This window comes from Monashia sp. HAY1-2A (assembly GCF_056755315.1).
On record NZ_JBNDHY010000152.1, the window covers coordinates 1 to 10,252 of the forward strand.

Annotated in this window: 10 protein-coding genes; 1 reads left to right on the plus strand and 9 read right to left on the minus strand. The window is 71.2% G+C overall.

Annotated features, from left to right (window positions below):
• The 4 genes from ACPYOM_RS17990 to glyA all read right to left on the minus strand — a co-directional run.
• On the minus strand, positions 1–570 hold a 570-nt coding region (locus tag ACPYOM_RS17990; protein ID WP_481347008.1), incomplete at its 3' end, for an FAD-dependent oxidoreductase.
• Between the two features lie 2 nt (positions 571–572).
• The gene (locus ACPYOM_RS17995; protein ID WP_481347009.1) at positions 573–884 is read right to left on the minus strand and encodes a sarcosine oxidase subunit delta; all 312 of its coding nucleotides are present in this window, start codon (positions 882–884) and stop codon (positions 573–575) included.
• Positions 885–903: 19 nt separating this feature from the next.
• A complete protein-coding gene (locus tag ACPYOM_RS18000; protein ID WP_481340061.1) occupies positions 904–2,124 on the minus strand; it encodes a sarcosine oxidase subunit beta family protein in 1,221 nt (406 codons plus the stop codon).
• A complete protein-coding gene (gene glyA / locus ACPYOM_RS18005; protein ID WP_481340064.1) occupies positions 2,121–3,470 on the minus strand; it encodes a serine hydroxymethyltransferase in 1,350 nt (449 codons plus the stop codon). Before glyA ends, ACPYOM_RS18000 begins: the two co-directional genes overlap by 4 nt.
• Positions 3,471–3,626: 156 nt before the next feature.
• Here glyA and ACPYOM_RS18010 point away from each other — a divergent pair, with 156 nt between their 5' ends.
• Positions 3,627–4,301, plus strand: coding sequence for a GntR family transcriptional regulator (locus tag ACPYOM_RS18010; protein ID WP_481347010.1), 675 nt, complete (start codon positions 3,627–3,629; stop codon positions 4,299–4,301).
• A gap of 101 nt (positions 4,302–4,402) precedes the next feature.
• On the opposite strand, the gene ACPYOM_RS18015 is transcribed toward ACPYOM_RS18010, so the two are convergent.
• The 5 genes from ACPYOM_RS18015 to ACPYOM_RS18035 all read right to left on the minus strand — a co-directional run.
• On the minus strand, positions 4,403–6,733 hold the full coding sequence (locus ACPYOM_RS18015) for an ATP-binding protein (RefSeq protein WP_481347011.1): 2,331 nt from the start codon (positions 6,731–6,733) through the stop codon (positions 4,403–4,405).
• Between the two features lie 174 nt (positions 6,734–6,907).
• Entirely contained in the window at positions 6,908–8,113 is a 1,206-nt protein-coding gene (locus ACPYOM_RS18020; protein ID WP_481347012.1) for a cysteine desulfurase family protein, read from the minus strand.
• A 27-nt stretch (positions 8,114–8,140) separates the two neighbouring features.
• A complete protein-coding gene (locus ACPYOM_RS18025; protein ID WP_481340077.1) occupies positions 8,141–8,773 on the minus strand; it encodes an MBL fold metallo-hydrolase in 633 nt (210 codons plus the stop codon).
• Positions 8,770–9,855 carry an S-(hydroxymethyl)mycothiol dehydrogenase gene (locus ACPYOM_RS18030; protein ID WP_481347013.1) on the minus strand — a complete coding sequence of 362 codons (1,086 nt, stop codon included), beginning with the start codon at positions 9,853–9,855 and terminating at the stop codon, positions 8,770–8,772. The genes ACPYOM_RS18025 and ACPYOM_RS18030 overlap by 4 nt, the downstream gene beginning before the upstream one ends.
• Before the next feature lie 53 nt (positions 9,856–9,908).
• The coding region (locus ACPYOM_RS18035; RefSeq protein ID WP_481347014.1) for a formyltransferase family protein at positions 9,909–10,252 on the minus strand (344 nt) is incomplete at its 5' end.

Genomic DNA, 10,252 nt, shown 5'->3' on the forward strand with positions numbered 1-10,252 from the left:
GGCCTCGAGCTCGGCACGGACGCCGGCGACCCACTCCGCGCCAGGTTGGCCTTCGACCATCGCGGTGCGGTCCGACAGCAGCGATCCGCCGAGCGCGAAGTCCTGCTCGAACAGGATGACGCGCGCGCCGCTGGCGGACGCCGCGCGGGCGGCTGCGAGACCGGCCGGGCCGGCCCCGATGACGGCGACGTCGGTGTGGACGTGCACCTTGTCGTACTCCGCCGGGTCGGGACGGTCGTCGAGCACACCGATGCCGTCGAGGAGCGTCACGTCGAGACCGTCGGTCAGCTCGAGGGTGGTCGCGGGCAGCATCGACTCGTTGTGGGCCCCGTTGACCCGGACGAAGGCGTTGGGCTCCTCGACGCCCGCGGTGAGGATGCCGCGGGGCCGGCGCAGGTAGATGGAGTCCCCGACACGCAGTCGACCGTTCGCGACGAGCGCGGACGCGAGCGTGTCACCGACGAACCCGGTGAGGGTGCTTCCGTCGACCGTGAAGGTCAGTGGTCGGGAACGGTCGACCGCGCCACCCTTGGGACGTCGGTTGGGCTGGTCGGATGAGGTGAGGCCCATGCTCATGCCTCCTGCCTGCTCGTGGTGGGTTCTGCCGCGACCTGGTCCGGACGGGCCTGGTCGAGGCGGTAGACGTGCTGGATCTCGTACGTTCGGGTGTTGCGGATGACGTTGAACCACTTGCGGCAACCGGCCGAGTGCACCCAGCGCTCGGCATAGGAGCCCTTCGGGTTGTCGCGGTAGAAGAGGTACTGGGCCCACTCCTCGTCGGACAGGGCGTTCGGGTCCTCGGGGTACGCGACATGGGCCTGCCCGCCGTAAGCGAACTCGGGCTCGTTGCGGGGGCCGCAGTACGGGCACTCGATGAGCATCATGATGGACGTCCCTTTCGCGTCAGTGGGCCACGGCGGCGGCGCCGTGCTCGTCGATGAGGTCGCCGCTGACGAAGCGCTCGAGCCCGAAGGCCCGGTTCAGCTGGTGTGGCTCGTCGTGGGCGATGGTGTGCGCGTATGCCCAGCCGGCGCCCGGCACCGCCTTGAAGCCGCCCGTGCCCCAGCCGCAGTTGACATACATGTGGTCCACGGGGGAGCGGCCCATGACAGGCGAGGCGTCGAGCGTCACGTCGACGATGCCGCCCCACGTGCGCAGCAGGTGCGCCCGGGCGAAGATCGGGAAGAGCTCGACGGCCGCCGACATCTGGTGCTCGATGACGTGGAAGGAGCCACGCTGCCCGTAGCCGTTGTACGTGTCGATGCCGGCGCCCATGACGAGCTCGCCCTTGTGGGCCTGGGAGACGTAGACGTGCACGTGGTTCGACATGACGACGGTGGGGTGGACCATCTCGTGCAGCTCGGAGACCAGGGCCTGCAGGGGGTGGGACTGGATGGGCACGCGGAAGCCGGCCATGTCGGCGAGGACCGACGTGTGCCCGGCGGCGCACAGGGCGACCTTGCCGGCGTTGATCCGTCCGCGGGAGGTCTCGACCCCGACGACGCGGTCACCGTCCATGACGAAGCCGGTGACCTCGCAGTTCTGGATGAGGTCGACGCCGAGCTCGTCCGCCCGGCGGGCGTAGCCCCAGGCCACCCAGTCGTGCTTGGCGATGCCGGCGCGCGGCTGGAACGTGCCGCCCATGACGGGGTAGCGGATGTCGTCGTTGATGTTGATGATCGGGCACAGCTCCTTGACCTGCTGCGCGTCCACCCACTCGGCGTCGACGCCGTTGAGCCGGTTGGCCTCGACCCGGCGGATCGAGTCTCGCTGGTCCTGCAGCGTGTGGGCGAGGTTCAGCACGCCGCGCTGGGAGAAGAAGATGTCGTAGCCGAGCTCCTCCTCGAGGCCCTCCCACAGCTTGAGGGAGTGTTCGTAGATGGCGGCGGACTCGTCCCACAGGTAGTTCGACCGGATGATCGTGGTGTTGCGGGCCATGTTGCCGCCGGCGAGCCAACCCCGTTCGAGCACAGCCACGTTCGTGATGCCGTGGTTCTTGGCGAGGTAGTAGGCCGTGGCCAGGCCGTGACCGCCGCCGCCGACGATGACGACGTCGTAGCTCTTCTTGGGCTCGGGGTTGGACCAGAGGAAGTCGGGGTGCTGCGGGAGCTCGCGCTGGTTCACGCCACGCCTCCTCGGATGCCGGGGTACAGGGGGAACCGGACGGTCAGCGCGTCGACCCGCGCACGCAGGGCGGGGATGTCGGCGGTGCCCGGCGCCGCGGCCAGGACGGTCGCGATGATGTCGGCGACCTCCGCGAAGGCGTCCGCGTCGAAGCCGCGCGTCGCCAGTGCGGGTGTGCCGATGCGCAGACCGGAGGAGACCATCGGCGGTCGGGGGTCGAAGGGGACGGCGTTGCGGTTGACGGTGATGCCGATCGAGTGCAGCAGGTCCTCGCCCTGCTGGCCGTCGAGCTCGGAGTGGCGCAGGTCGACGAGCACGAGGTGCACGTCGGTGCCTCCGGTCAGCACGCTGATGCCGCGCGCCGCGACGTCGGGGGCCTGAAGCCGCTCGGCGAGGATCGCTGCTCCCCGCAGCGTCCGTGCCTGTCGCTGCGCGAACTCCTCGGAGGCGGCGAGCTTGAAGGCGACGGCCTTGCCGGCGATGACGTGCTCGAGCGGGCCGCCCTGCTGCCCCGGGAAGACGGCCGAGTTGATCTTCTTGGCGATCTCGGCGTCGTTGGTCAGGATGATGCCGCCGCGCGGGCCGCCGAGGGTCTTGTGCGTGGTCGAGCTGACGACGTGCGCGTGGGGGACCGGCGACGGGTGCAGCCCCGCGGCGACGAGCCCGGCGAAGTGCGCCATGTCGACGAAGAGGACGGCGCCCACGGCGTCGGCGATGCGACGGAACTCGGCGAAGTCGAGCTGACGCGGGTACGCCGACCAGCCGGCGATGATCATCGCGGGACGGTGCTCGTGGGCGAGCCGCTCCACCTCCGCCATGTCGATGACATGGGTGTCCTCGCGGACGCCGTAGGCGACGATGTTGTACAGGCGTCCGGAGAAGTTGAGGCGCATGCCGTGAGTCAGGTGGCCGCCGTGCGCGAGCTCGAGCCCGAGGATGGTGTCACCCGGGCGCAGGAGGGCATGCATCACCGCCGCGTTGGCCTGCGCGCCGGAGTGGGGCTGGACGTTCGCGAAGCCGGCGCCGAAGAGGGACTTGACCCGTGAGAGAGCCAGGGACTCGATGACGTCGACGTGCTCGCAGCCGCCGTAGTAGCGCCGTCCGGGGTAGCCCTCGGCGTACTTGTTCGTCAGCACCGAGCCCTGCGCCTGCATGACGGCGAGGGGAGCGAAGTTCTCCGACGCGATCATCTCGAGGGTGCTCTGCTGGCGCTCCAGCTCGTGACCGATGGCGCCCGCCACCTCGGCGTCCAGGTCCGCGAGGGCCCCGTCGAGGACACCGTCGGAGACGCCCTCACGGGGGCGGTCGGAGAGCACCGTGCTTCGGCCCGGTCCGTCGATCGTCATCTCACCACTCCTGATATCTGTCTGGTCGGCGACTGATATATCAACCTCGGTGTTACGATATGTCTAACGAGGCCGCAGGTCAATGGGCTGAGTGCCCCCGTCTCAGCGGGACGGGGGTGGCGATGGTCGAGGGCGGGCGGAAGAGGGAGTGCAGCGATGAGTCTCGATACGGTGGTCGGCGGGGCCGGCCAGGACGGCTACCTCTCCATGGCCGAGCGGGCCTACCACGAGATCCGCGACCGGCTGATCATGCTCGACATCGCCCCCGGTGCGCCGATCAACGAGCAGGCGCTCGCGCTCGAGCTCGGGATCGGCCGCACTCCGATCCGTGAGAGCCTCAAGAAGCTCGAGCTCGACCACCTCGTCGTGGCCTATCCCCGCCGGGGGACGTTCGCTACCCAGGTGGACATCACGGACCTCGCGGCGGTGTCCGAGATGCGCGCGGTGCTCGAACCGCTGGCCGCTCGGCGGGCGGCGGCGAGTGCGCGCCCCCAGAGCCGGCAGGAGCTGCTGACCAAGGCCGACCAGATCGCCGCGATGGACGGGCGGCGTCAGAGCAACCGGGCCCTCATGCAGTACGACATCGACGTGCACCGCCTCATCTACAGCGCCTGCGGCAACGAGCATCTCGAGGAGACGCTCATCCGGCTCGACAACCTCGCGACGCGCATCTGGTGCGTGGTCCTCGACCGGCTCCCGTCGATCGACGAGCACATTCGCGAGCACATCGACCTGCTCCGAGCCATCGCCGGTGGTGATGGCGACCAGGCTGCGCAGCTGGCGCTGCAGCACTCCGTGCACTTCGAGAGCTCGGTCCGCCGGGTTCTCTAGCGGACCTGCGGGCGCAGGTACCAGCTGGCCGCCGGGAGGACCGGGCCACCCGGGCGCGCGGCCGTGTCGGAGGCGCCGACGGCCCCGCGGGTGTGCCGAGGTCACCCCTCTTCGGAGCCGTGCGACTGACCCGCGAACCAGGCAGCGACCTGGGCGCGGTTGGTGAACCCGAGCTTGGTGAGGATGTGCTCGACGTGAGCCTCCGCCGTGCGCGGGGAGATGACCAACCGGTCGGCGATCTCCCGGTTGCTGAGTCCCTCGTGGATCAGCCCGGCGATCTGTCGCTCGCGCCGCGTCAGCACGTCGGGTGCCGCCGGCTGGGTGCGCGGGAGCGCGCGCCTCGAGGGGGTCTCCTCCAGGGCGAAGGCGATCGCGCTCGCCTGCTGCATCGACCGGCCGCGTGACCATGCACGGTCGAAGGCTTCCTCCCCGAGCGAGGCACGCACGCCGGCAAGGGAGGACTCGTGCCGCACCTCGAGCTCGGGAAGCGTCTGGATCGACGCCTCGATCCGGTCCCACTCGTTCTGCGCCGCGCCCATGAGCACCGCCGCCCGCTCGGGGTCGGCGGATGCGTCGACCCACGCGAGCACCTCGAGCGTGGCGCCGATGCCGAGGCGCTCGCCCATGACCTGCTCCAGGCGCAGACTCTCCTTCAGCAGCTGCTGCGCCGGCTGTCGTTCACCGCGTGCCCAGCTCGCCAGGCCGGCTGCCCACAGGGACCATGACCGGAGCCACGTCTCACCGGCCGGCTGGGTGATCTCGAGGCAGGCGCGATGGCACGCCATGGCCCGGTCCCCGTCGTCGAGCGATGTGCTCACGATGGCCAGCAGCATCCAGCAGTGCGCGAGCTCGGCCGCGTTGCCCGAGGCGGAGAAGCCGCGGACCGCGTCGTCGAGCAAGCGCTGCGCAGCGTCCATGTCGCCGGCGTACATCGTCACCAGCCCGGCGGCCTCGGTGAGGAGGACCTCGGTCTCGCCGCCCAGCCCGCTCGCCAGTGCCCTGCCCTCCTCGAGAAGAGGCACGGCCGACTCGACATCTCCCTGCAGGGCAGCCCACCAGCACGCGCTTCGCAGCGCGAGGGACCGCGCCGTCGGATCCCCGCCGTCGACGGCGAGAAGTCTCTCGCACCAGCGCCGCCCCTGCCGGAAGACGCCGTGGACATGGACGTACTCGAGCAGGTGCGCACACGCCCAGCGACCGGCGTCGAGCGCGTCAGGCTCGGCCGCGCAGAGCTCCAGGGCCGCCGCCAGGTTGCCCAGCTCGCGTCCCACTCTGTCGATCCACGCGAGCTGGCGGTCGCTGAGCCATCCGTCGTGCGCGTTGCCGACCATGGCCACGAAGAACTGCCAGTACCGGCGCTGCTGTTCGTCGAGGGCCCCCATGCGCGTCAGCTCGGTCAGGCCGCGCTGCCGGATCGGGGGGAGCATCCGGAACCGGGTGGCGGTCTCGCCCCGGGTCGTCGCGAGCACGGACTTGTCGACGAGGGAGGCCAGCGTCTCGGCGATCGGCTCCTCGTCGTCCGGGGCGGAGCAGACCGCAGCCGCGGCGTCCAGCTCGAAGCCGTCGACGAAGACGGCGGCCTTGGCCCAGAGCCTGCGCTCGGCGGGGGTGCAGAGGTCGAAGGTCCACTCGATGCAGGCGGCCATGGTGCTGTGTCGACGGGGCGCCGTGCGTCGGCCCCGGCTGAGCAGCTCCCACTGGTCGGTCAGGGCCTGCTCGATCTCGGTCGCGGACAGGGTCGGAAGTCGCGCTGCTGCCAGCTCGAGCGCCAGCGGGATGCCCTGCAGCCTGCGACAGATCGCGGCGACGGCGGCACGGTTCCCCTCGGTCAGCTCGTAGCCGGGAAGGCTCGCGCGCGCACGGTCGAGGAAGAGCTGGACCGCCTCGTACTGCTGCAGCCTGCTCGCGCCCGGCTCCTCCGGCGCCGGACACGTCAACGGTGACACCACGTGCACCACCTCACCGTCGACCCGCAACGGCTCTCGACTGGTGGCGAGGATCCGTACCTCCGGGCAGCTGCGCAGGATCGTGTCGGCCAGCACGGCCACCACGTCGACGAGGTGTTCGCAGTCGTCCAGGACGAGCAGGAGACCGCGCTTCCTCAGGTACTCGACGACCGCGATCGTGCCGGACTGGGCGGAGCGCCCGTAGAGTCCCAGCGCCCCGGCGATCTGGTCCGGCACACCGTCCGCCTCGCTCAATGCTCCGAGCGACACGAAGCAGACGCCGTCGGGGAAGATCCGCCGCAGGTCCGCGGCGACGCGCAGCGCAAGACGCGTCTTGCCGATACCGCCGAACCCGGTCAGCGTGACCAGGCGCGACTCCGACAGCCGTTCGCGGATCGCGCGACGCTCGAAGCGCCGGCCCACGAAGGTCGTCACCTCGGCGGGAAGGTGCCCCGGGACCTGCGTGCTGGCGAGAGCCTCTGTCATGTGGTCTGGTCCTCCGTGGGTCCCGACGCGTCCACGGTACCGCCTGTCCGAGGGCGTCGGGCCGGGACGCAGCGCGCGAGCCGGGACGCAGCGCGCGAGCCGGCACGCAGCGCGCGAGCCGGGACGCAGCGCGCGAGCCGGGACGCAGCGCGCGAGCCGCCGGTCGCCTGCCAGCTAGCCGGCGAGCCCGAGCCGGTCCAGACCCCTGAGCGGTCGGCGGGCCCGCTCGACGGCGGCAGGCAGGGCCGCCAGGAAGGCATCGACGTCATCGTCCGTCGACGTGTGCCCGAGGGTGAGGCGCAGCGCGCCCCGCGCCCGCTCCTCCGGCACGCCCATGGCGAGCAGCACGTGGGACGGCTGCGGCAGGCCGGCCTGGCAGGCGGACCCGCTGGAACACCCGACGCCGGCAGCGTCGAGCAGGTGGAGGAGGGAGTCGCCGTCACAGCCCGGCACGAGCAGGTGCGCGTTGCCGGGCAGTCGCCGGATGTCGTCGCCGGGCTCCCAGGCGCCGGTCACCGTGATGCCGAGACCGAGTTCGAGCGCCGAGCTGACGAGACGGTCACGCAGGACGACCAGGCGGGCTGCCTCGGCGTCCCGCACGGCCACGGACTCCTCGGCGGCGGCCGCGAAGCCCCGGATCGCCGGCACGTTGAGCGTGCCCCCGCGAAGGTGCCGCTCCTGCGTGCCGCCGAAGCTCAAGGGCACGAGCCGGGCGTCGCGCCGGGCCACCAGCGCCCCGACACCGAGTGGGCCACCGGTCTTGTGCGCCGTGATGGTCATGAGGTCGGCGCCGCTCGCCGTGAAGTCGACGGGGACGTGCCCGAAGGCCTGGACGGCGTCGGTGTGGAAAGGGATACCGAACTCGTGGGCGACGGCAGCGATCTCGCGGACCGGCTGGACCGTGCCCACCTCGTTGCCGGCCCACATGACCGTCACCAGCGCGACCGACTCGTGGTCCGCGGCGACGGCTTCGCGCACGGCGGCGGGGGTCACGAGACCCTCGGCGTCCGGCTGGACCCAGGTCACGCGCGCGCCGCGCCGGGCCACGAGGTGCTCCACGCAGTCACGCACCGCATGGTGCTCGATGGCGCTGGCAACGATGCGGGCCCGGCGCGGGTCCGCTTCGCGTCTGGCCGCGAAGGTCCCCGACACGGCGAGGTTGTCCGACTCCGTGCCGCCGGAGGTGAAGATCACCTCCGACGGTCGGGCACCGACGGTCCGGGCCAGTCGCTCGCGCGCTTCTTCGACGGCCCGGCCGGCGGCCCTGCCCGCGGTGTGCAGCGACGAGGCGTTGCCCACGGTCGACAGCTGCTCGGTCATGGCTGCGATGGCCGACGCTCGCATGGGCGTCGTCGCGGCGTGGTCGAGGTAGGCAGTCACCTGGCCGGTGCCCTCCTCGGAGGTCGGTCAGTGACCCCGGGACAGCCAGGCCGGCAGGTCCGGGGCCTCGGCGCCGATGGTGGTGTCCGCGCCATGGCCCGGGTGCACGACGGTCTCGGGGGGCAGGCTGAGCAGCTTCTCGGTGATCGACTCGATGATCGTCGGGAAGTCGCTGAAGGAGCGTCCGGTGGCTCCCGGTCCACCCTGGAACAGGGTGTCCCCGGTGAACACCTGCCCCAGCTCGGGCACGTGGAAGCTGCACGCCCCGGGTGCGTGGCCGGGGGTGTGCAGCACGTGGACCTGCGTGTCTCCCAGCGCGATCCGGTCGCCGTCGTCGAGCTTGTGGTCGGGCCCGTTGACGTGCACCCGGTCCCACAGCATCCGGTCCTCGGGGTGGAGGTAGGTCGGTGCGCCGGTGGCCTCTCTCAGCTGCTCGGCGACGCCGATGTGGTCGTCGTGCGCGTGCGTGAGCAGGATGCCGACGACGGTGCGGCCGCCGACCGCGTCGAGGATCGGGCCGGCGTCGTGCGCCGCGTCGATGATGACGCACTCGAGCTCGTCACCGACGACCCAGACGTTGTTGTCGACCTCCCAGGTGCCTCCGTCGAGGCTGAACGTGCCCGAGGTGACGACGCGGTCGACGCGCAGGGACCCGCTCACAGCTGGACCACCGAGCGCAGCACCTGGCCGTGGTGCATCTTGTCGAAGGCCTTCTCCACGTCGTCGAGGTCGATCGTCTCGGTGATGAAGTCGGCGAGCGGGAAGCGGCCCTGCTGGGCCAGGTCGACGAGCATCGGGAAGTCACGCGAGGGCAGGCAGTCGCCGTACCAGCTCGACTTGAGCGCGCCGCCCCGGCCGAACACCTCGATCAGCGGCAGGGTGATCTGCTTGTCCGGTGTGGGGACGCCGACGAGGACGACGGTGCCCGCGAGGTCGCGCGCGTAGAAGGCCTGCTCGTAGGTCTCGGGGCGGCCGACCGCGTCGACGACGATGTCGGCGCCGAAGCCGCCGGTCAGCTCGCGGATCGCCTCGACGGGGTCGACGTCCTTCGAGTTGACGGTGTGGGTGGCCCCGAAGCCCTTGGCCCACTCGAGCTTCTGGTCGTCGACGTCGACGGCGATGATCCTCGACGCGCCGGCAAGGGCGGCCCCCGCGATCGCGGCGTTGCCGACGCCTCCACAGCCGATCACCGCGATCGAGTCCCCGCGGGTGACGCCGCCGGTGTTGACGGCGGCGCCGAAGCCGGCCATCACGCCACAGCCGAGCAGACCGGCGGCAGCCGCCGGCGCCTGGGGGTCGACCTTGGTGCACTGCCCCGCCGCGACGAGCGTCTTCTCGATGAAGGCGCCGATGCCGAGCGCGGGGGAGAGCTCGGTCCCGTCGGTGAGGGTCATCTTCTGGGTGGCGTTGTGCGTGTTGAAGCAGTACTGCGGCTTGCCCTTGGCGCAGGAGCGGCACTGGCCGCACACGGCGCGCCAGTTGAGGATGACGAAGTCGCCCGGCGCGACCTCGGTGACGCCGTCGCCGACGGACTCGACGACGCCGGCGGCCTCGTGGCCGAGCAGGAAGGGGAAGTCGTCGTTGATGCCGCCCTCCCGGTAGTGCAGGTCGGTGTGGCAGACGCCGCAGGCCTGGATCGTGACGACGGCCTCGCCGGGCCCGGGGTCCGGCACGATGACGTCCACGACCTCGACGGGCTCACCCTTGGCGCGGGCGATGACTCCCTTGACGGTGCTTGGCATGAGAAATGGCTCCTTCTGGAGGGCGATCGGTGGATGGCTCGGGAGAGGGACGGTCAGCGGAACACGACGGTGCGGTTCTGGCCCAGCAGCACGCGGTGCTCGGTGTGCCAGGTCACCGCCCGGGCAAGCACCTGGACCTCGACGTCGCGGCCGGCCGCGACGAGCTCGTCCGGCTCGAGCGAGTGTTCCACCCGGGCGGCGTCCTGCTCGATGATGGGGCCTTCGTCGAGGTCCGCCGTGACGTAGTGCGCGGTCGCGCCGATGAGCTTCACACCCCGGGCGTGCGCCTGGTGGTAGGGCTTGGCCCCCTTGAAGCTCGGCAGGAACGAGTGGTGGATGTTGATGACCTTGCCCTCGAGCTTGGTGCACAGGTCGTCGGACAGGACCTGCATGTACC

What these genes read in the sequence shown, in the direction of transcription:
- ACPYOM_RS18010 (WP_481347010.1), top strand. Translation starts at nt 3,627, where the DNA reads ATGAGTCTCGATACGGTGGTCGGCGGGGCCGGCCAGGACGGCTACCTC.
- ACPYOM_RS18015 (WP_481347011.1), bottom strand. Translation starts at nt 6,733, where the DNA reads ATGACAGAGGCTCTCGCCAGCACGCAGGTCCCGGGGCACCTTCCCGCC.
- ACPYOM_RS17995 (WP_481347009.1), bottom strand. Translation starts at nt 884, where the DNA reads ATGATGCTCATCGAGTGCCCGTACTGCGGCCCCCGCAACGAGCCCGAG.
- glyA (WP_481340064.1), bottom strand. Translation starts at nt 3,470, where the DNA reads ATGACGATCGACGGACCGGGCCGAAGCACGGTGCTCTCCGACCGCCCC.
- ACPYOM_RS18030 (WP_481347013.1), bottom strand. Translation starts at nt 9,855, where the DNA reads ATGCCAAGCACCGTCAAGGGAGTCATCGCCCGCGCCAAGGGTGAGCCC.